The sequence below is a fragment of the Microbacterium aurugineum genome, from assembly GCF_023101205.1.
GTDB lineage: Bacteria > Actinomycetota > Actinomycetes > Actinomycetales > Microbacteriaceae > Microbacterium > Microbacterium aurugineum.
In genome coordinates this window covers 2,835,488-2,855,653 of the sequence record NZ_CP078078.1, presented here as the reverse complement: position 1 = coordinate 2,855,653, position 20,166 = coordinate 2,835,488, and the positions used below count along the sequence as shown (strand labels likewise).

Genomic DNA, 20,166 nt, shown 5'->3' with positions numbered 1-20,166 from the left:
CGTTCAGAGTCCGAGCTGCTCGGCTAGAAACTGATCAATTCCCCCAATATCGGCAAGGGTGACGCCCACGAACTTGTTGGGGCGGACGACCAGCGACGGGACCTCCGTCATCGCGGTTAGCCGTTGCTCAGCCTCCTCGGGAGCTTGATCGTCTACCCACACGACTGCGTTTGGGCTCGTCTGCCGGATGTACGATGTCAGGCTCGCCGTCCGCCATCCACGCTTGGGCCAGTTCTGCCAGGGCACGTACGGGCCGATGAGCTTGCCTCGCAACGGCTCGCGGATCAACCAGCCGACCTGATCACGCGGCCACGTCGTCAGCCAGGCGACCTGCACGCCGGGTCGCTGGGCGAGGTCGTCAAGTGCGTCCACCATGTCATCGTCGACCGTCATCCAGGAGCGCCAGCCTTCATCGTTCTGATGCGGCGCGGGCTCTTCGTCGCGGTAGATCCGGGAGATTGTGCCATCGACATCGAGCGCAAGCAGTGCAGTGCGCTGATGAGAACGCCTATCCACGATCAGACACCTCTGCGCGAGTTTGCGGTGTTCGGGCTGGCCGGGTATTCGGCCGCGTTGGCGTGACGAACGGGGGCTCCGAGATGGCCATAGCGCGAGCCTAGGACCACTGTGGCTCGGGTGCGAGTCGCTCCTAGTCATGGAGTACGACGGTCGCCGCATAGGCCAGGAGGCGACAGTCATCGCGCGCAGTTGCACGGCATCGGCAACGGCAATGGGTGCATGACTCCGTCTTCACGCGGTCTGGGGTGTTATCCCGCGGAGACGTTCCTACCCCTACGCTTAGCGCTATGTCGCGGGTGAAGATCTATCCATGGGATGCAACACGCGGCCAGGCGGACCAAGAGTACGCACGCGTAATCGAACTGCACCGCAAGAACCGCACGACGCTCGGCCATCTTCCTTTCGCCGCGTTTGAGGAGGCGGGAGCGCGGCGACGACTCATTCTCGGTACGGTCGACAATGTTGTTCAGGGCTATCTCCTCTACAGCACGCCGCGCCAGCAGACACTGAAACTTGTACATGTCTGTGTTGATGCGCTCGCACGTGGGACCGGCCTCGCCAAGGCAATGGTCAACGCAGCGATCGCTGCGAATCTCGATCGTGCAGTGATCACCGCGCACTGTCGGTCGGACTACGACATGGACGGCTTCTGGCGATCGCTGGACATGGCGCCGACTGCTGAACGCCCTGGCAGAGCAGCTAAAGGCTCGACGCTCACGATCTGGACACGCAAGATCGGGCAACTCGACCTGCTTGAGAGCGCCCTCTACGACTCCTTGCGCCCCATCGCCGTGCTCGATTCGAACGTCGTGATTGACCTGTATGCCTCGAACCAGATGGAGCGCCCAGACCGAGAGGAGTCGAAGGGGCTGGCCGCGGACTGGTTGGTGGATGTGGTTGAGCTCGCGGTGTCACCAGAGGTGTCCGTCGAAGTCAATCATTTGGAACCGCCCGTCGAACGGCAACGGGTGCAACGCAGTCTCCAGGGACTGGTCGCGCTGCGACGACGCGAGACAATGAGGCCGCTCGCAGCAGAGTTCGTCGCGCGCATGTCTACCGCGGCGATACAGCGAGACTCCAGCCTCCGAAATGACGCTAAACACCTCGCGGACGCCGTGCTTGCTGGTGCCGACTACTTTGTTACACGGGACGAGAGCTTTCTCGCAGCCACGGCGGAGTGGGCGCGAGAACAGTACGCCATCGACGTGCTCCGTCCAGTGGATTTGCTTCGTGCGTTTATCCCCCCGTCCGCGCCGACTGAGTTCCGCTCTGGGCAGTTGGAATCGGCCGGCCTGCGCTGGCAGCCCGTAGATCAAGTCACCGCGGATCTAGAAGACGAGTTTGTCGACATCCGCAACGGCGAGAAGGGGACAGTGTTCCGGAAGCAGCTTCGTGCGGTGCTTGCGAGACCGGCCACGGCGCGCCTTGAGGTTCTCCTCGATGATCGCGGGCGGCGTTGGGCTCTTCTCGGAACGGAATCTACCGACGATACGCTCCGCGTTTCGGTGATGCGGGTCGCGCGAGGTTCGCTCGGCGGAACTATCGCCTTCCAACTGACTAGGTACCTCCGTGCCCTGGCGTTGGAGCGAGCCGCGGGCGCCGTGTCGATCGTGGAAGGGGCTCTGAACCCGGTGTTGCGAGCCGCACTTGTCACCGACGGCTTCCAATCCGAGCCACCTACCGCCCGGCTTGCACGCCACCCGGATCCGTCACAGACCGCCTCCCTTACCACCCCGGCGGAAGTGACGGAGTATGAGCGACGGCACTGGCCGCAACTCCTGCTTGGGACGGATGTCCCCGTGAGGGTCGTGCCGATCCAGCCGCGCTATGCCCGCGAACTCCTTGGCTTCAACGACACTCTTATCCAGGTCCGTGATCGACCCGCCCTTGGGCTCGCTCGCGAGTTCGTGTACTTCGCGGCGCCAAAGATGAAACACTGGGAGATCCCAACCCGGGTGCTGTGGTATGTCACCAAGGACCCGACTGCCCCTGAACACCGCGCAGTTCGCGCCGTCGTCGCACACTCTCGTGTGGTCGACGCCGAAGTGATGCATGTGCAGGACGCAGTTGACCGGTACCGAACCCTGGGGGTCCTCCGGGGCGGGGAGATCCAAGGGCACGCAAAAGACGGGAAGGTGCTGGTGCTGAGATTCGAGGACACACACGTGCTTGACGCGCCGCTGGGGCGAAAATCACTCGATGCGCTACTACGCAAGCACGGTGTCACCACCTCACTCATCACGACACGCACTGGAACACCCGGGCTCTTCGATGACGTCATTCGAACTCAGGCTGGATGGGAGGGACGATGACCCGCGCTCTGTTCCTGTCGATAAAGCCGCGGTACGCGAGGTCAATCCTCGAAGGACGCAAGACGGTCGAAGTCAGACGCAAGTTCCCCGACCTCCCCGCCGGCACAACCATCGTGCTTTACTCGAGCTCGCCGGAGCGTGCGATCGTGGGCACGGTGCGCCTCAAGCAGGCAAGCAAACTGCCACCAGACCGTGTCTGGGAGCTGCACTCGGACGCGATCGATATCGCAGAAGAGGCCCTCGGTGAATACCTCGAAGGCGCTGACGCCTCCACCCTTCTCGAAGTTGAGCACCCGAGAGCGTGGGAGCGGCCAGTCTCCCTCGCTTCGCTCCGAGCTCTGCTGGGATTTGGGCCCCCACAGAGCTTCCGCTACCTCGATTCACTGCAGGTCGAGCTGATCGCCAGCAGCGGTTCGTCCGAAACCTACTGACGTCAGCGGAGCAGGCGGGCTTCTCGGCGTTCGGCGTTGATGGGCACCACCGTGTATACGCGTCGTTGTCCTAGGGTCGCGGTATCGTCACCAACGTGGATATCGACAACGCCCTGAACGAGCTTCGATGGAACGGGTGGACCACGGTGACAGGGAAACCGATCGAACTTACGACTGCGTTGATCATCAATGGTTACTCGAGGGCGGCAACGCAACGTGGCGCGACGCGGCAGACCTTAAAGCCCGTTTCGAAGAGTGATGCGCCGCGTCTCACGATGAGTGCTCAAGTCGGCTTCGGCGCACAACCCCTGCACACCGACGGCGCACATCTCAGGGAACCACCCGACGTCATCGCTCTCTATTCCGCGGAGCCCAACAACACACCGACGTACGTGTGGTCAGCGACAACAAAGAACGGGACGCCCTGGCATCCCGAGTTCGCCCAGTTCGGCTTGTTCACCGTCCGCAACGGGAGAAACTCTTTCCTCGCGGCTGCCGCCGAGGGGGCGACCGTTCGCTTCGATCCAACGTGCATGAGCCCCGCAGACGGGTACGCGCGGCAGGCAGCGGAGCATTTCTCGAGTCTCAAGCCGGTGGCGCATCATTGGGATGAAGCGGACACGATCCTTCTCATCGACAACCGGCATTGCCTACACGCCCGGGGCGAGGTCTCCGCGGGAGACGCTGAGCGTGTGTTAGAACGACGCACCTTCCAGTGGAGCCGGCCATGACGCGATTGATGCCATATGACAGCGAAGGGCTGTGGCTCAAGAGCAGGCTCTTCATCAACCGTGCCATGGACACCGCTGTCGAGTTTGAGGAAGCAGCCTTCTGGGCATGTTGTGCGCTCGAGCTGCTGGGCAAGAGCGCGCTCTCTCGAGTCAGTCCCTTACTGATCGCACTCCCAACGGACGACGGCACTAGCCTGCTCGTCGCGAGTGGTGCGGTCGAAGGTGCCGATAGCTTCGTCACGATTCAGGCGAAAGCGGTGTGGGCGCGCTGTGGTCGAGCGTTCAAGCAGTTCAACGTCCCGGAGGCGAAAGTGCTCTCGCTCGGCAGGAATGCATACATCCATTCGGCGGATATTGGCTTCGACGTCATTCCTCCGGCAGACTGGTGGCCACGGTTCTGGGCCCTCGCTCACGTACTCATTGCTCACTGTGACAAGGTCGTGGAGGACTACGTCGGGGCGGCGCGCGCCGTTGTGGTCGAGGAGCATTTGGAGACGAACAGAGCCAATCGGGATCGACGGCTGAAGTCCCTGATCGAGAACGCGCAACTGCGTCTTCGTCTGCACCTGTCGAACAGTATGGCGGGACGTATGCAGATCGACTGGGATCGATTCGAGAACACCGCCAGTGGCTGGAGTTATCGCTCTTCGCATGAATGCCCTGCTTGCGGTAATGGGGCTGATATCGGAGGCGAAGAGATCCTGGATCGCGAGCTCGTGCGAGCGTCCTACGATGACCCAGATCCGCACGTCACCCTAGTCATTGCTACGGAGGAACTAGCCTGCGAATCCTGTCACCTTATCCTTGGCGAAGCAGATCTTCTTGAGCGGGCCGAAGTCGATCTTTCGTTTGAGGCAGAAGGATCCCTGGAGGACGTCGCCGAGCTGTTCGAAGAGGAGTACAACAATGAGTGAGTCTCGGAGCGCGCGCACACGTTGACCTCGCCCGGTTTGGACGACGACGCTCCTTCGCTCAATCCGGTGCTTTTCTGATCATCGAGGACGTCGAGACCTTCTTCGCGATAGCCCGTGCGGCCAGATACTTCTCGGTGAAGATGTGCGGGCGCTTGGGCTTCGTGGCTCCCCATGGCGTCGAGTCTTTCAGAGCCTCGTAGCGCTACTCTGCCGATCGCAGAAGACAAGGCTCTACGAAGAGCGCTGAAATGATTACCAGCTTGACTGGTCGTTGCTGCGGACTCGCAGGGACCTCCAGGCAGAACAGTTTCAGCATCGCGCGCCCGCGTCGGTCTCCGGCAGTTTCGGGAGAAGGGTATCTTCACGCGCTCGGCGCGAATCGCGGAATTCGAGGGAACTCGTGGTCCCGATCCGCACCCGCACCCAGGTCTTAGCGAGAATCAATCGAGCTCTCGGGCGGAAGGGGGGACCCATACGCACCGCGGGAGCCTCACTCGCTACGCTTACTCGGGACGAGCGCTGGGCTGACGACGCTCGTCTGATTGATTGGAGGCACATGCTTGTTCTTGGGGTCAACGCTGACGATAAGGGTGCGCAGCTGGAGGCGCTCGTGCGAACGATCTTGCGCGGCCAGGGCTTCGAGGACGTCCGCCTTAATGTGATTCGTGCTGGGGGAAACGAGCTCGACATTGTGGCGAACCTTTCGACGCAGGTTGCAAATTCCACGCACCGAACGCCGTTGGTCGGTGAGGCGAAGGCCTACGCGACCCCGATCAACATGCCGATGTGGCAGCGATTTCTTGGAAAGGTGTTCATCGAGCGCCTCAGTGCCCCGCAAACGATCGGCGTGATGATCGCTTTGAATGGAGTCAATGGGAACGTCTACGGCAGTTACCGGACCCTTCAGGAACACTCCATAATGCTCCTAGTCGGAGACGACCTCATCGAACATGCGCTCTCCACATCCGAGATCTCACCTATGGCGGTGGCAAGAGAGAATGTGAAGCAGCAGTTCAGGGCCGAGCCGATCGACCTTGACATTGCCTACTATGGCGGTGCCTACAGATGGGTTGTTCGATGGTCGGTGGACAGTTACTCGGTGGTCGACGGTCATGGGCATCTGCTTTCGTCAGAGGCACTAGAGAGTCTTCGGGGGGCGCTCCTAAGCGAAGTCAGCGGCGAACTGACGGCGACTGAGGAGGCGCTGGCGCTAGCGGAGGTGTTGCATGACGTGCATGTTGAAACCATCGGAAGGCTTCTCTCGGGAGAAGTTGTACTGACGAGCGCGCAGGGCAACGAGGAGATCCATCAATGGCTCGCGCAACGGCCGTACTGTCGTCTCGACCATGATCGCCTGACGCTGATTGACCCAACCGACCTTGACGCTCAAGGGGTCTCAAGCTTGTTCCTTGACCTATTCGAGAACAAGGTAAGCGTGCGACGATTGCAGTTTATGGTCGATGGACATCACTTGCCGTATCTCACTCGCATGATAGAACTGCTCCCCGATCTCCAGGAAGGTTTCGCCCTCGCAGCCGAAGACCGGGCCAAGTTACTCAGCATCTCGGCACCGTTTCCATCTGCCTGGGTTGCTATCGCCCGTCCCAACCCATTGATCACGGTGCACCGCGCGGACGAGACGGAAGCGCCAGACGCTAACGTGGAAGCTTCAGATCTTTCGGCCTTCTGGGAATCAGTATCCGGTGCGATTCGCGCTGATTTCAGCAACCCGATGTTACGAGGATTCCTCTACGACCATCTCGGGGTGGCGGAGATTGAGCAGGCCACCTCATATCGATACAAGTCCAAGACGAGTGTCCTTGGAGAACTGGAGATCCTCGTTCGCGACAAGATCGGGCGACTGGAGGATGGCCTCGCGGGGGAGGCCGGTACGCGCCACCTGCTCATTCGAGCACTGGCTTCAGCTCCAGAGCCCTGGGATCACGATCATCCTGAACCGCTACCGCTCACATGATGATCCGAGGTGAGCCTGGTGGGGTCAGACGGAGAAATATCTGCTCGTTACGACGGAAGTGGATACGGACTTTTGCTCATAGTAGTGAGGGGGGACCCGAACCTCGCAACAGCAGCTGAATACGACCGCTCTCTCGTGCTGAAAGTCTGATAACTCTCTTGAGACGAACCGCCTCGTGAGCCGCACGTGACCGACGCGGAATTCTGCGGCAGTCGTGTCTCGCGTCATGACAACTGTCGTGAGATCGGACAATTGTCGTTTCTCACGAAACCTGTCGCTGTTCTCATGAAAGGTGGCGGATTCTCGCGGATGTTGTCACACGGTCTTCCGGGATCGACACCTGTGTCAGCAACGCCGAGGTCGCCTACACATCAACTAGCTCTGGAGAAGCGTCGGAAGCGGCAAGCGATTTCGACAGTGCGGTGGCGTGGTTCGGCGGACGCATAGGGGATCTGCGTACAGTGCGAATGTGCCTCGAGACCCACGCTTTCGTACCGTTCGTGGTGCGGTCGGAGTCATGCTCGCTGCCGTGTTCGCCATCGGTCTGAGCGGGTGTGCGCCGGATCCGGTCAGCGATTCCTTCCTCAAGGGTGAGAACACCGGGTATGTGGCCGCTGACGGCTCGATCGTCGAGATCCCGGTGGCCGAGCGGAGCGAACCGGTCGCCTTCAGCGGCATCACGGAAACTGGTGATGATTTCGACAGTGCCGACAACGCCGGCAAGGTGACGGTGGTCAATTTCTGGTACGCCGGGTGCGCGCCATGCCGCATCGAGGCGAAGGATCTCGAGAGTGTCTGGCAGGAATACGGCGGCGAGGATGTAGCTTTCATTGGCATCAACACCCGCGACCAGGCGGACACTGCCCAGGCTTTTGCTGACGAGTTCGGCATCACCTACCCGAGCCTGATCGACGTGAACACGGCCGAGGCGAAACTCGCTTTCTCCGAGGCTGTGCCGATCCAGGCGACACCGACCACTCTCGTGCTCGACAGACAGGGCCGTGTCGCCGCCCGCATCATCGGGCCCATCGACGGCACCTCGATCCTCTCGACCCTCGTCAAAGACGCCCTAGCGGAGACGCCGTGAACGCAGACACCATCATCGGGTCCGGTGCGCTCTGGCTCGCAGTCCCCGTCGCGATGCTCGCCGGCCTCGTGTCGTTCCTGTCGCCCTGCGTGCTCCCGCTGGTCCCCGGCTTCCTCGGCTTCCTCGGCGGAGCGGTCGCGCCGCGCTCGAAGGGTGACGCGACGAACGCAGTCGCGCCTGAGCGCCGTCAGCTCGTTGTCGGCGTGCTTCTGTTCATCCTCGGCTTCAGTGTCGTCTTTGTTCTCATCACTGCGCTGAGCGGGACGGCCGGCGTGTTCTTCCTACGCTGGGGTGACCTGGTCACGCGCATCCTCGGAGTCGTCGTCATCCTGATGGGGCTCGTCTTCCTCGGGTTGTTCAGTTTCGCCCAGCGGGAGGTCCGCTTCCACGTCGGCTCCCGGGCCGGTGTCGTCGGGGCGCCGCTACTCGGAGTGGCACTCGGTATCGGCTGGGCGCCGTGCATGGGGCCGACGCTTGCCGCGATCATCGCGCTCTCGTTCAACGCCGGCGACCCTGTCCGGGCTGGCTTCCTTGGTCTCGCGTATTCGCTTGGCCTCGGCATCCCGTTCCTGCTGGTCGCACTGGGGTTCGGTTGGGCGGCAAAGACGGTCGAGTTTCTCCGACGTCACATCCGGGTGCTGAACGTTTGCGGCGGCATACTGCTGATCGTCCTCGGCATCCTGATGGTGACCGGGCTGTGGACCGACATCATGTCGCGGCTGACGGCGGTGATGGGCAGCGTCATCCTTCCTCTCTGAGATCCCTAGCAGGGACGTCGCGAGTGCCGACTGGAGCAGTCCTCTCTACCCAACTGCTCATGTCGACGGCGCCACTTCGTGATCCGGCGTCGGAACCTTAGATATAGACGCCGCGATCTTCCATGAACCGGACGGGGTTGGTGTAGCCACCGTTGATGTAGACCTCGAAATGCAGATGGCACCCGAAGGAGCGTCCGGTGTCACCCGCGTATGCGATGACCTGGCCGGAATTGACCCACTGCCCCCGGCCAACGGCGATGCCACCGGGTTTGATGTGGGCGTACCCGGTGCTGACGCCCCCGCCGTGTTGGATGCGGACGTAATTGCCGTAGTTGCCGTTGGCGGCGGCGTAGTCCACGGTTCCGGAGTTGGCGGCGTAGATCGCCGCTCCGCAGCCGTTGGCCAGGTCGGCGCCGTAGTGGTAGCTCGAGGAGCAGCCCTGCGAACCACAGATGGGGGTCCGCGGGCCGTAGCTTGAACTTCGGCCGCCCCCGTGGGGCCGAACCCAACCGCCGCTCCCGGCGGAGCCTCCGCCGCCACCGTTGCCGCCTCCGTTGGCTGCCGCTTCGGCGGCTTCGCGTTCGCGACGGGCGCGCTCTTCGGCCTCGCGCGCGGCTACACCCGCCTGGTAGCCGGCGACCGTCTGCGTGGTGGTGTCTTTCAGCGCGGCGAGCTGCGCCTGCATCGTCTCGAGGTTCGCGGCTTGCTCGTCGAGCGCGGCTTGCGCGGCGTCGGCCGCTTCTTGTGCGGCAATCATCTTCTGCTCCGCGACCTGCTGTAGTCGGTCTCGTTCGTCGCGGGCGACCTTCGCCTGATCGGTCAGCGATTGGGCGGTGTTGCGCGCCGAGATTGCGTCATCGTAGACCGACCGGTTGTACTCGAGCAGCTTGTCCATGGTGCCCAGCCGGGACAGGAGCTCATCGGCGTTGTCCGCGGAACCGGAGAAGAACAGTTGCAGTGCTGAGTCGTCTCCACCGTTGCGGTACAGCTGTGCCGCAACTTGACCGGCCCTGCGCGCAGAGGTTTCGGCCATCGCTGATTGTTCGTCGGCCTGCGCCTGCAGGCTCTCGGCTTCCGTGATCGCAGCGAAGTATTCCTGTTGTGCTGCGTAGAACTCGTCGGAGGCTGTATCGGCGGCAGCCTGGGTCTCGGCGACTTTCTGCGTCAAGGACTGGATCAGCCCTTCGATTCGGGTGATCTCGGCGGCCTTGGCAGCTTCGTTGTTCTTGGCGCGTTGGACATCGTCCCAGCTCGGGTAGGACGCAGCGTACGCCGCTGAGACGCCGGAGCCGATACCGAATGCAGCGAATGCAGCGACGCCGAGGGCGCCGAGTCCGAAAGCGCCACGTCGAGTCACACTCAGCTTCCAGAATGAGTCGCGTTCGGCGGGCGTGGGTGCACACCCGCATTCTTCAGCCGCCTCCGTAGCAGCCGCGGAGACGCGTCGTTCGTTCACTGTGCCCTCTCCTCGAGTTCGGCTTCGTGGATTCTGCTGCCATGGGCGCGCCGATTGGCCATGCTCGCGTTGCCCGCTGTCTGGTCTATCGTCCGTTCGTGGGGGCCGAAGTCGCGCCGACTCGCCCGTGATCTCTGATCTGTGGCCCATATTTGACGCATCGAACTTGAGTTCGACTGTCCTGGCACGAGGCTCACTCTTTCGGGTCCGTGTGGACGTCGGCGCTCGACCGGTTGTGTTTTTTCTTCTTCACTTGCCGTACGACAACGGTGGCGGTGATCACCGCGGCACCGATGACAGCAACGGCGATGATGAGCGGGATCGCGATTGAAGCCACCTCGTTCTCGCCTGCAGATACCACCGGGGCAGGGGTGTCCGCTGCTGGCGGTTCGGTGGTTGGCGCGGTGGAGGGCGACGCCTTTGCCGGTTGGATCCGTGATTGTTCGTTCCCGCATGCTGGTTTGTCCCATCCCAGCCCTGGCTCGCTGCTGGTGGGAGCGTACGTGAACGTGAAGCTCTCGGAGATGGGGTGACCGTCGCTGGAGACGGCGTTCCACAGCACGGTGTAGACGCCCGGTTCTCCGAGTGCGACCGGGGTGGTGAGGATGTTGCGGTCGATGGTGGAGCAGCTGGATTCGTAGAAGAGGCCGTCGGGTCCTTGCACTTGGGCGAAGCTGGCCTGGCTGAAGTCAATGAGTTCCCCGCTGAACGTGAGAGCGACGTCGTCAAGTTGGGTGACGGTTTCGTCTGCCCCGGGCACGGTGTCCAGGAGGTTGTCGTGCGCGAGAGCTGCGGGGGCCGGTGTAGCCAAGATTCCCAGTGTGATGAGAGCTAGAAGTGTGCTGGCGAGCCAGCGGGTGCGGTGGGTGGAGGTCACAGGTGCGGGTCCTTTCGTACGGCGGGCACGGGGGTGCTGTCGGTAGGTCGGTTGTTGCGTTTCGTGTGGAGGACGGAGAAGCCGGTGAGGATTGCGAGCATTCCCGCGATCACCAAGGTGGCGGCTCCGGCGAGGGCCTGGTCCTGGAGGGGGGTGGGTCCCCATGTCCGCCCCATGGCGCCAAACCATTCCGCGACGATGAGGTCGGAGCGAGTGATCGTGGCGATGCCGAAGAACGCTGCCACGCCTGTGAGCGCAGTGAGTGAGGCCACACGCCACCGCCCCTCGGGGGTCGTGGACGCATCTAGGGCGATCGATCGTGCGAAGAGGCACCCGGTGACGAGGAGCTGGCTGATCATCCATTCCGCTCCGAGCTGGTCGTAGAGCGACCAGCGGAACAGGTCGGAGTAGTGGAACAACCACAGCGACGTGGCGAAAAGAGCCGCCGCGACGACGGGGCGCAGAGTAAACCGTGCCAGCGGGCTGTGGGCGGCCCAGAGAAGCCATTCCCGCGGTCCTCGGCTTCCATCCTCCCGTGGATGGATGACCAAGGCTGCGAGGGTGACGGGCGCCGCGAAGACAAGGAGCAAGGGGATCGCGAGACTGAGGAGAGCGAAGGAGAGGAATCGCATACTGATGAGCGCGTCGTCGTAGGCGGCGAGCGGGCCACTGGTCGTCCACAGAAGCACCCCCATCCCCGCAATCCAGCTGACCGTCCGCCTGGCTGGCCACGGATACCCGCGGCGCCGTGCGCGTTGGACGCCGACGAGGTAGAAGACGATTCCGAAACCCGCGACGAGCACCCAGAGGAGGTCGGGGCTCCACGCCGTGAACCATCTCTGCAGGGTGAGTGCGATCGGGACAGGTGCGTCGGTGAGGATCTCCGCGGCGGTGTTCTGCGGCAGTGTGACCGTATCGGCGGGGGCGGCGGTGCGGGCGAGAGCTGCGGCGGCCCCGCTCGCGATACCCATGAAACCGAGTTCGACACACACGATCATCCAGAAGGCGCCACGGCCCTCGCTGGCTTTCGCGATGAGTCGACGGCGGTAGGCGGCACCCAGGACGCCCATGACCAGAAGAGCGCCGATCTTTGTGCAGAGGATGAGGCCGTACGGTGAGGCCAAATCCTCCCACCGGCCGAGGGCAGTGAGCGCCCGCGCGTATCCCGAGACGGCGACACCGATGAACGCGATGAGCGCCACCGTCGAGTACCGGCGAAGCACGTTGTCGAGTTCGTGCGGAGAGCTAATCGGTCGCACGACGACGAGCAGGATGAGACCCCCGAGCCATATCGCTGCTGAAATGACATGCAGGACGAGGGACATGACCGCGGGATCGTGGTTGGCGAGCTCACCCGAATGGCCCTGGGTGGCCATGGGTATCAGGCTGATGACCGCAAGCACGGTCGTGAACAGCACCGCACCATAGCTGCGCACAGCGAATGCGAGGACTGTCACGACCGAGGCGAGGATCGCGGTGATAAGCCATGATCGTCCCAGCTCCGTGTCGAGGAGGAAGCGGCCCAGCTGCGCACCGAACTCAGCGCCCAAGCTCACTTGCGGATTGAATGACGACAGGAAGGTGAGAAAAGCCACCACCCCGCTTGTGATGGTGAGGGTCGCGGCGCCGGCAGAGGCAATATTTAGCGCGACGATGAAGGGTTTCCCCCCTGAGGGGAGAGCGAACACCGCCAGCACCAGGGGCCCGAGCATCGCCGCACCGGAGAGATTGACGAACAGCTTCGCGGCCGGGAGTCCCCATCGCACGAGCGCTCCAGGGTCACTGGTGAGTCTCGGTGCAGCTCCTCCACCGATTGCGAGCCCGACCACCACAGAAATGAGTGCGGCGACAACGAGAATCGTTGGTCCAACGATCCGGAGAACGACGGGATTCATGGAGTGGTATCTCCCGTCCCAGTGCCAGGAGCGTCCGGGTCTTCCGTCACAGGCGCCGTGCATTCACCGGTCTTGGTGAGCTGCTGGATCGCCCCGGCAAGAGATTCGAGAACCGCGTCCGCCGACAGGGTGGTCGTGTCTACGTACACCTGGGCAGCCGGCTCCCGGCCGTAGGTTGTGAGCCGCAGATTCGGGGTCTCCTCCTCGTCGACGATCCAATCGACGCCCCCCAAGCTGACACATTGCAGGGTGGTGGGGGCCGGGGGCTCCAACCCGCAGGTGAGGAGCACGCTGCTGGGGGTACCCCATGCTGCGGTGGCCTGAGCGTCCGTCCACACGCGAGCCTGGTCGCCAATCGAGTCCGGTAGTCGCACGGTGACCTCTGCGCACAGCGGGTCCTTCGCGTTTGCTGCGGGCTCGAGGTGGATGGTGGGTGCGCAGCTGGTGAGCACAAGCAGTGCGCACAGCGCCGCGACAGAGGTCAGAATCTTGAGCTTCACAACGTCATCCATCCGTCTTCCTGGGAGTCAGCACGAGTCCGTCGCGGTCGGATCGACATGACGAGCAGCGCTAGTACCGTTCCGATACTGAGCATCCAGTCGAGCCACGGCATCAGCACGACAGCGAGAGTCGTGCCGGTGCGGAGGGGGACCTCGGTGATCTTCGCCGCGGTCGTGTCCACCGCAACCTGCGCCAGCACCTTTCCATCGCGGCCGATGACTTGACTGGTCCCGGTGGTGGAGACGTTCACCGCAGTTCTCCCTGTTTCGAGCGCGCGCATGCGGGCGATGGCCAGCTGTTGGAGGTTCTCGTCGGTGCCTCTGAAGTCCGCGTTGTTGGTTTGAAACACGAACATTTGCGCGCCAGAGGCAGCGCTTTGGTGGATGACGTCGTCGTAGATGACGTCGAAACAGATCGCCAGACCGATGGGCACATCGTCAACGTTCATGAGGGGTGTGTTGGAGCCGGGCGTGTACTCGCGTTGTATCAATCCGATGAGGTCGGGGGCGATGGCTTCGTAGAACCAACGGTCCGGGACGTATTCGCCGAAAGGGACGGGGTTGACCTTGTCGTGGAGCTGCTGCGGCCCGGCGCTGGTCCACAGCATGGAGGTGTTGAACGTGTCGGCTCCGCGGGTGGTTGCCGCATTCACCAGTGCCGGAGTGCCGGCACTCTGCACGAGTCGATCAAGGCGGTCTGCGACGGCGGCATCGCGCAGGGGATCGGCGTCGACGGCCCCTTCTGGCCAGACGAGAAGGTCCATTTCACGCCCCAGGAGAGGAGATGTCGCTTCTTCCTGTGCGCGCAGGATGTCGCCTGGTGTCCTGGTGTCGAAGTAGCCGCTGGGTCCGTTGCCCTGTACCCATCCGACGCGCATCATTCCCGCTTGCTCGGTGGGGAACAGAGGGATGGCTATCGCGGCAACGACGATGACCACGGCCGTTGCTGCTGGCTCCCATCGGCGGAGGATGAGGGCTTCCACGACGCTCGCGCAGACGAGAACGGTCAGGAAGGACAGCCCCGTGGTTCCCACCCATGAAGCGGCTTCCGCGAGCGGGCTCTCGGCGAGGCTGAAACCGACGCGCGCCCATGGGAACCCGGTGTACGGCGTACTCCCCATCAGTGTTTCTCGCAGCATCCATACCCCGGCGACGAGCATGGGAGTGATCGCACGATACGCGTATCCCGCGCGGGTGGTGGTGACCCGATAGGCGAGTGCGATCAGCGCACCGCCGGCACCGAACAGCAGGGATTCCAAGCCAGCCAGCGCGACCCATGGGATGGGTCCCAGAAACCGGGTCACCCATACCAGGTGGGTGAAGTAGAAGGTCGCGCCGTAGACGAGGGAGATCAGGAACGCCCCGGGTAGAGAGCGTCCGCGGAGCGTCCACAGCCCGATGGTTACGCTCACGAACGTTGCGGGCCACCACCCGTTTGCGGGGTAGGCGAGATCCAGCATGCCTCCTGCGATGGCGGACGCGACGATCGCTACGGGAAACGGCACCCCAGCTGGTAGGCGCGCATCGTGCGCTCGGGGGTTCCCGCGCCGTGGTCGAACGGAGAGGGCGTGTCTCACCAATGGGTCAGCGGTCACGGTCATGAGAGCTCAGTTTTTTGAGGTAGGCGTTGTACATGTCGAGGTCGGTGTTCCCGTGCACGTCGGCGTACCGGTCGGCCGCGGCAGCCCGGGCGGTGTCGCTGCGGAACCAGCGATGCATCACGTAGATCAACATCAGCACGGTCGGGGCTTCACCGTAGGACCATGCCAGAGCGCCGGCTAGCTGCTGATCGGCGAGGGGATCGATGCCCAGTGCTTTGGTGGGGGCGACGAATGAGCCGACCAGGATCGTGCTGGCCATCATGAGGAACACCCCGAAGAACGCGTGCAGTGCGGCTTCAGCAAACACGTCCAGTGCGCGCGCACCATGGCCCAACCTGATCGGCAGAGGATCGGAGGACAAGATGGGGATGGTGAACAGCATGCCGGCGAGGAGGAATCCGACCTCGAGCGCGACGTGACCCCCGGCGAGAGCGAGGATGGCATCGGCAGCACCCGCAAGGTAGATGCCGTAGAACGCGAACAGGTAGAGCGGGACAGTGGCCCACGGACTGAGCACCCACTTCGCGGCGGGGTTTCGAAGAGCGCCGTGCGCTGTTTTCAGGACTACCCGTCCCGCTCCGTGATGCGGTGTTGCTCGCAGAAGAAGGGTTCCGGGTGAGCCGAGGACCAGCAGCGGCGGCACCATCATCATCAGAGTGAGCTGCTGGAACATGAAAACGGACACCAGCGCCTGGCCATACGTTTCAACGCCCAGACCGGTGACCGCCGCGAGGAGAATGCACCCGAGCAGAAAGCTGACCGTCCGCCACACAGGCCAACGACGCCCGTGCGTCCACAATCGGATCGCTCCGACGAGATACAGCGCAGCGAGAATCCCCGCGACGATGGGTAGCACCGGAAGCGGGATGTCGGCTGGTGCGAGGAACGTCTGCAGAGACGGGGGACTGCTGGGGATCTCGCCGCTCACACGCATGGTCGTGACACGAAGCTCATGCCGCTCACTTCCGGATCACCTTGATCGTCGCACCCGCTGCCAGGAACACCACGGCCGCGATGGGCTGTGCTGTAGTCCACACGACACCGGAGAAGGGGAATGGCATTACCGGATTCCAGAGCACGGCGATCGCGAGGAAGACCGGGATCCACCACCAGTGACGCGCCTGCAGCGCAAACCACGCGACGATCAGCCCGAAAATTGAGGCGATGAAGAGGACGAGGGGTGCCCAGTTCGCCTGGAAGAGCGCCGGGGCAAGGAACAGGATCGCGGCGGCGACGAGGCTGGGGGCCAGGGCGTTCCGCTGGTACGTGGAGGGGACGCGTTCTTTGGGACTCATGGGTGAACCGTTTCTTCGGCGGGTACAGGGTCGACGGGATCGGGGCGGGACGCGGGGTCTGGCCGGCGACGGCTTGTGCGCAGACCCGCGACGATGAGGAATACGGCACCGATGCCGAGAGCGACGTCGGCAAGGTTGCCGATGAACAGGTTCCCGTAGGCGAGGAAGTCGGTGACGTGCCCGATCCCGAACGCGGGCGGCGAGAATAAACGGTCGATGAGGTTTCCGATCGCACCGCCCACGATGAAACCGAAACCAACCGCCGACCACACGTCCCGGGCTCGGGTGGCGGCACCGATCAGGACCGCGGTGACAGCGACCCCGATGACGGTGATGACCCACGTGGAGCCTTCCCCGAGCGAGAAGATCGCCCCGGGGTTGAAGGCCAGTTGAAGACCGAGCCAGTCACCGATCAGCGGTATACGCGCATCTTGCCGCAACGTATTCAGGGCAAGAGTCTTGGTGCCTTGATCGATCAGGATGACGATGGCGGCGACGATGAGCACCACGGCCAACCGGCGGACTCGATCACGCATCGGCGTCTTTCTCCGTAGCTGCGGCATCCTTGGCGGCCTGGGCGCGGTCGCGCCGGTGACGCTGGCGCCCAGCCATAACCACGCCCACAACGCCGATCCCCAGAATCAGTGCCAGACCCGAGAGGAAGAACAAGGGCAGCAGTTCGAAAGCACCGCCGCCGGATGCCGTGCCACCGTATGTTTGCGCGGGTCGAGCCGCTTCCGGCTCCTCCGTGCTTTCTGGGGAGGTTTCAGGGGTGGGGCTTGTGGTCGGAGTGCTGGGTTCCGTGTCCATCGCGGGCGTGACGGTATACACATACTCCCCGGCGATCGGGTGTCCGTCGGCAGAGACGGTTTTCCAGCGGACGGTGAAGATGCCAGTTGCGGCGTCGGGGGAGAGGTGTTGAGTGATCGAGTCACCGCTCACCGTTGGCGGGTCGACGGCGACGTTTGCTCCGCTTTCATCGACAACCTCAACGACCGTTGCGTCGTCACCACCGGTGAGGGTCCCGGTGAACATCAGAGAGATCTCGTCGGGAGAGCCGTTGATGGTCGAATCGGCGGTGGGGTACGACGAAACGAAGTCGTCATGAGCGGCGGCCGGAGATGCAGTCCCAAATACGACGGATGCCGACAACAACAGGGTGGTGAGGACGGCAGTGGTGCGTGCCGAGAGGCGTTTATGCATGGGTGTCGTGCTCTCCGGGGTGGGATTCGGGTTCGATCTGAAACGTGGAGTGTTCGATGCTCACGGCGAAATGTTCGCTGACGCATTGCTGAAGTGATGTCAGCAATGCGGCGGAAGCTTCCATCGTGACGGTGTCATCGACCACAACATGGGCGGTGAGCGTGGGGAGGTCGGTCGAGACCTGGGTCGCGTGGAGGTCGTGCACAGCGACCACGTGCGGAAGGGCGAGGATGTGGCGGCGGACATCCTCGAGGTCGAGGCCGGCGGGTGTGGACTCCAACAGCACCCGACCGGATGCTCGTAACAGGATGAGGGTGCGGGGGATGATGAGCAGCGCGATCAAGACACCCGCGAGGGCGTCTGCCTGATACCAACCGAAAACGGCGATGAGGATGGCGCTGGCGATGACGCCAACGGAACCGAGGGCATCGTTGACGACCTCGAGGAACGCGGCGCGCATGTTGAGATTGCGTCCGCGGCCGCTGAACAACACGAGCATGGAGGCGATGTTGGCGACGAGACCGACGATGCCGAAGAACAGCAGACTCCCCGAAGCGATCTCAGGGGGCTCGAACAGCCGCCGTACGCCTTCCACGAGCGCGAAGATGCCCACTCCGAGCAGCAGAGCTGCTTGAGCGAGCGCACCGAGCACCTCCGTGCGTTGAAGACCGAAGGTGTATTTGGGAGTCGGGGGACGGTTCATCAGATGCGCAGCGGTGACGGCCATCGCCAACCCGATGACATCGGTGAGCATGTGTGCAGCATCAACGAGCAGTGCGAGGCTACCTGTGATGATCGCGCCGATCACTTCGACGATGAAGACCGAGGAGGTGATCGCGAACGCGATGACCAGGCGATTGCGGGGAGTGGCGTCACCAATACCGTGACTGTGCCCTGTTTCTGTCATGGTGCTCCTTTACGGCCGTCCAACGATGAGCCGGGCGACGGTCGCCGCATCGCGACTCGCCCCAGCGAGGGTGTCAGCGTCCGCGCGGGAGTATCGCGGCATGCCAACAGTGAACAGTCCGGGGATGCGTGCACTGACGTGCAATGGCTGCCCGGGCGGCTCCGAATCGGGCAGCCATGTGTCTGCCGGCCTGTATCCGGTCGCAAGGACCACGGAATACGGCTTCATGGACGCCCCATCGGCGAACATCACGGTGTCTCCGCGAATCTCCGTTACGGCGGCGGCATGAGTGACGTCTGTCGAAGCTACGCGGGGGCGTGCCTCGGACATCGGACCCTTACGCCGCAGCCTTGACCAGATGGGCCGCTCTGATACTCGTGAGGGTTCCGCTCGAGTGGAGAGGGTGACGTCGTGGGAGGACGCGAGTTCCTCAGCAATCTCCACTCCGCTGTATCCGCCGCCAACAACCAACACGGGGCCGGGGGGTACCTGCGCGGGGTAGAGGTACTGGCTGGAATGCAGCACAAAACCGGGTACTGCTAGTTCCTGGCGCCACCCCGGTATGCGCGGCACGGCGGCAGCCCCCGTTGCGCAGACCACATTTCGGGTTTGCACTTCCCCGGCGGAGGTCGACAGATGCAGCGTGGATCCGTCGCCCAACCGGTTGACTCCAAGAGCTCGTGTGCTCCACACGGTTTTCACACCGATGGCTTTCTCCACCGAAGACAGGTAGTCGGACATCTCATCCGCACTCGGATGACGGTCTTCATCGCCCGGGAAAGGGAACCCGCGGACGACACTGTGGCGTGCCGCACTGCGTAGTTTCATCGACTGCCGCCGTGTGACCCAGCTTCGTTGACCGGGGGTTGCAGAATCGATGATCACGAAGTCTTTCTGTGGCTCAAACCCGGAGGACCTGAGCGCGGCGGCTGTCGCCAATCCGGAGTGCCCGGCGCCAACGATGATGACGCGACGGTGCGATAGCGAATGCGCCATCATTCAGCACCGTTCACCGCGGCTTCAATGCTGTCCTCCAGATCGGTCCACGTCTCCAGTACGACAGGCTCCCCATCGATGAAGAACGAGGGGGTACTGCTGACACCGAGCTGCTCACCCTCGTCTAGATCAAATTGAACCCGTTCTGCTGTCGCAGGATCAGCGACAGCCTCATCGAACGCGGCCATGTCCAATCCGAGTTCCTCCGCAAACCCCCGGAACAGGTCCGCCCGCGACTCTTGAGCCTCACCCCATTGAGGCTGCGTCTCGAACAGGCGGTGATACATGTCTTCGAGGCGGCCCTGCTGCGCTGCGGCTTCGGCAGCGATCGCGGCGTTCTTCGAGTTGAGGTGACCCGGCAGCGGGAAGTAGCGGATCACGTAAGTGATCTCGCCATCGAACTTGCCGCGGAGATCCTCGACGAGGGGATAGAAAGCACCGCAGGCCTCGCACTCGAAATCGAGGAACTCGACAACCGTCACCGCCCCTTCCCCTCCGTCATCGAGGACATGCGAGTTCTCACGGACGACCTGTGGACCATCAGCGGGCCCCGTCTCGGGTGCGGCAGCTTGATTCTGATTGATGAGGACGAAGACCAGCGCGACGACCAGCAACACCACGGCAAAAGCCACGGTGACAAGTACCGCTTTCACGGAAGATTTCATAGACACTCCAAACACACACAACGAACGAGGACGACCAGTGGAGC

20 protein-coding genes are annotated in these 20,166 nt (G+C 63.0%); 7 read left to right on the top strand and 13 right to left on the bottom strand.

Features of this window, described 5'->3' with window-relative positions; all coding sequences use genetic code 11:
- Positions 1 to 3: 3 nt before the first annotated feature.
- Positions 4 to 516: an HAD domain-containing protein gene (locus KV397_RS13775; protein ID WP_151486924.1), complete on the bottom strand. Its 513-nt coding sequence runs from the start codon at positions 514 to 516 to the stop codon at positions 4 to 6.
- Between the two features lie 290 nt (positions 517 to 806).
- On the opposite strand from KV397_RS13775, the gene KV397_RS13770 reads away from it, so the two are divergent.
- The 7 genes from KV397_RS13770 to KV397_RS13740 all read left to right on the top strand — a co-directional run bounded on the left by KV397_RS13770 (position 807) and on the right by KV397_RS13740 (position 8,727).
- Positions 807 to 2,831, top strand: a complete 2,025-nt coding sequence (locus KV397_RS13770; RefSeq protein ID WP_151486925.1) for a hypothetical protein — start codon at positions 807 to 809, stop codon at positions 2,829 to 2,831.
- The gene (locus tag KV397_RS13765) at positions 2,828 to 3,262 is read left to right on the top strand and encodes an ASCH domain-containing protein (protein WP_151486926.1); all 435 of its coding nucleotides are present in this window, start codon (positions 2,828 to 2,830) and stop codon (positions 3,260 to 3,262) included. The genes KV397_RS13770 and KV397_RS13765 overlap by 4 nt, the downstream gene beginning before the upstream one ends.
- Positions 3,263 to 3,357: 95 nt before the next feature.
- Complete coding sequence (locus KV397_RS13760; protein ID WP_151486927.1) at positions 3,358 to 3,993, top strand: TauD/TfdA family dioxygenase; 636 nt, start codon at positions 3,358 to 3,360, stop codon at positions 3,991 to 3,993.
- Entirely contained in the window at positions 3,990 to 4,907 is a 918-nt protein-coding gene (locus KV397_RS13755) for a hypothetical protein (protein WP_261811494.1), read from the top strand. The genes KV397_RS13760 and KV397_RS13755 overlap by 4 nt, the downstream gene beginning before the upstream one ends.
- A 556-nt stretch (positions 4,908 to 5,463) precedes the next feature.
- Positions 5,464 to 6,882, top strand: a complete 1,419-nt coding sequence (locus KV397_RS13750; protein ID WP_151486929.1) for a hypothetical protein — start codon at positions 5,464 to 5,466, stop codon at positions 6,880 to 6,882.
- Between the two features lie 517 nt (positions 6,883 to 7,399).
- Positions 7,400 to 7,969 carry a TlpA family protein disulfide reductase gene (locus KV397_RS13745; protein WP_055876938.1) on the top strand — a complete coding sequence of 190 codons (570 nt, stop codon included), beginning with the start codon at positions 7,400 to 7,402 and terminating at the stop codon, positions 7,967 to 7,969.
- Positions 7,966 to 8,727, top strand: coding sequence for a cytochrome c biogenesis CcdA family protein (locus KV397_RS13740; protein ID WP_261811493.1), 762 nt, complete (start codon positions 7,966 to 7,968; stop codon positions 8,725 to 8,727). The genes KV397_RS13745 and KV397_RS13740 overlap by 4 nt, the downstream gene beginning before the upstream one ends.
- 97 nt (positions 8,728 to 8,824) lie before the next feature.
- Here the strand turns inward: KV397_RS13740 and KV397_RS13735 are convergent, their stop codons facing one another.
- The 12 genes from KV397_RS13735 to KV397_RS13680 form a co-directional block, all read right to left on the bottom strand.
- Positions 8,825 to 10,183 carry a M23 family metallopeptidase gene (locus KV397_RS13735; protein ID WP_261811492.1) on the bottom strand — a complete coding sequence of 453 codons (1,359 nt, stop codon included), beginning with the start codon at positions 10,181 to 10,183 and terminating at the stop codon, positions 8,825 to 8,827.
- Between the two features lie 193 nt (positions 10,184 to 10,376).
- Entirely contained in the window at positions 10,377 to 11,060 is a 684-nt protein-coding gene (locus KV397_RS13730; RefSeq protein ID WP_261811491.1) for a copper resistance CopC family protein, read from the bottom strand.
- On the bottom strand, positions 11,057 to 12,826 hold the full coding sequence (locus tag KV397_RS13725) for a cytochrome c oxidase assembly protein (protein WP_261811490.1): 1,770 nt from the start codon (positions 12,824 to 12,826) through the stop codon (positions 11,057 to 11,059). Before KV397_RS13725 ends, KV397_RS13730 begins: the two co-directional genes overlap by 4 nt.
- 125 nt (positions 12,827 to 12,951) lie before the next feature.
- Positions 12,952 to 13,467 carry a DUF3515 domain-containing protein gene (locus KV397_RS13720; RefSeq protein ID WP_261811489.1) on the bottom strand — a complete coding sequence of 172 codons (516 nt, stop codon included), beginning with the start codon at positions 13,465 to 13,467 and terminating at the stop codon, positions 12,952 to 12,954.
- The gene (gene lnt / locus KV397_RS13715; protein WP_232762584.1) at positions 13,452 to 14,915 is read right to left on the bottom strand and encodes an apolipoprotein N-acyltransferase; all 1,464 of its coding nucleotides are present in this window, start codon (positions 14,913 to 14,915) and stop codon (positions 13,452 to 13,454) included. The genes KV397_RS13720 and lnt overlap by 16 nt, the downstream gene beginning before the upstream one ends.
- 124 nt (positions 14,916 to 15,039) lie before the next feature.
- Positions 15,040 to 15,990, bottom strand: coding sequence for a cytochrome c oxidase assembly protein (locus KV397_RS13710; protein WP_261811488.1), 951 nt, complete (start codon positions 15,988 to 15,990; stop codon positions 15,040 to 15,042).
- A 25-nt stretch (positions 15,991 to 16,015) separates the two neighbouring features.
- Positions 16,016 to 16,351 carry a DUF6804 family protein gene (locus KV397_RS13705; protein WP_045278974.1) on the bottom strand — a complete coding sequence of 112 codons (336 nt, stop codon included), beginning with the start codon at positions 16,349 to 16,351 and terminating at the stop codon, positions 16,016 to 16,018.
- Positions 16,348 to 16,887 carry a signal peptidase II gene (gene lspA, locus KV397_RS13700; RefSeq protein WP_151486937.1) on the bottom strand — a complete coding sequence of 180 codons (540 nt, stop codon included), beginning with the start codon at positions 16,885 to 16,887 and terminating at the stop codon, positions 16,348 to 16,350. Before lspA ends, KV397_RS13705 begins: the two co-directional genes overlap by 4 nt.
- Entirely contained in the window at positions 16,880 to 17,554 is a 675-nt protein-coding gene (locus KV397_RS13695) for a copper resistance CopC family protein (protein WP_151486938.1), read from the bottom strand. The genes lspA and KV397_RS13695 overlap by 8 nt, the downstream gene beginning before the upstream one ends.
- Positions 17,547 to 18,461, bottom strand: coding sequence for a cation diffusion facilitator family transporter (locus KV397_RS13690; protein ID WP_151486939.1), 915 nt, complete (start codon positions 18,459 to 18,461; stop codon positions 17,547 to 17,549). Before KV397_RS13690 ends, KV397_RS13695 begins: the two co-directional genes overlap by 8 nt.
- Before the next feature lie 9 nt (positions 18,462 to 18,470).
- On the bottom strand, positions 18,471 to 19,457 hold the full coding sequence (locus KV397_RS13685; RefSeq protein WP_151487250.1) for an NAD(P)-binding domain-containing protein: 987 nt from the start codon (positions 19,455 to 19,457) through the stop codon (positions 18,471 to 18,473).
- Complete coding sequence (locus KV397_RS13680; RefSeq protein WP_134352971.1) at positions 19,457 to 20,122, bottom strand: DsbA family protein; 666 nt, start codon at positions 20,120 to 20,122, stop codon at positions 19,457 to 19,459. The genes KV397_RS13685 and KV397_RS13680 overlap by 1 nt, the downstream gene beginning before the upstream one ends.
- Positions 20,123 to 20,166: the final 44 nt, after the last annotated feature.

Coding starts and splice junctions, on each gene's coding strand:
- KV397_RS13770 (WP_151486925.1), top strand. CDS start 807: ATGTCGCGGGTGAAGATCTATCCATGGGATGCAACACGCGGCCAGGCG.
- KV397_RS13765 (WP_151486926.1), top strand. CDS start 2,828: ATGACCCGCGCTCTGTTCCTGTCGATAAAGCCGCGGTACGCGAGGTCA.
- KV397_RS13755 (WP_261811494.1), top strand. CDS start 3,990: ATGACGCGATTGATGCCATATGACAGCGAAGGGCTGTGGCTCAAGAGC.
- KV397_RS13750 (WP_151486929.1), top strand. CDS start 5,464: ATGCTTGTTCTTGGGGTCAACGCTGACGATAAGGGTGCGCAGCTGGAG.
- KV397_RS13745 (WP_055876938.1), top strand. CDS start 7,400: ATGCTCGCTGCCGTGTTCGCCATCGGTCTGAGCGGGTGTGCGCCGGAT.
- KV397_RS13720 (WP_261811489.1), bottom strand. CDS start 13,467: ATGGATGACGTTGTGAAGCTCAAGATTCTGACCTCTGTCGCGGCGCTG.
- lnt (WP_232762584.1), bottom strand. CDS start 14,915: ATGCTGGATCTCGCCTACCCCGCAAACGGGTGGTGGCCCGCAACGTTC.
- KV397_RS13710 (WP_261811488.1), bottom strand. CDS start 15,990: ATGCGTGTGAGCGGCGAGATCCCCAGCAGTCCCCCGTCTCTGCAGACG.
- KV397_RS13705 (WP_045278974.1), bottom strand. CDS start 16,351: ATGAGTCCCAAAGAACGCGTCCCCTCCACGTACCAGCGGAACGCCCTG.
- lspA (WP_151486937.1), bottom strand. CDS start 16,887: ATGCGTGATCGAGTCCGCCGGTTGGCCGTGGTGCTCATCGTCGCCGCC.
- KV397_RS13695 (WP_151486938.1), bottom strand. CDS start 17,554: ATGCATAAACGCCTCTCGGCACGCACCACTGCCGTCCTCACCACCCTG.
- KV397_RS13690 (WP_151486939.1), bottom strand. CDS start 18,461: ATGACAGAAACAGGGCACAGTCACGGTATTGGTGACGCCACTCCCCGC.
- KV397_RS13685 (WP_151487250.1), bottom strand. CDS start 19,457: ATGGCGCATTCGCTATCGCACCGTCGCGTCATCATCGTTGGCGCCGGG.
- KV397_RS13680 (WP_134352971.1), bottom strand. CDS start 20,122: ATGAAATCTTCCGTGAAAGCGGTACTTGTCACCGTGGCTTTTGCCGTG.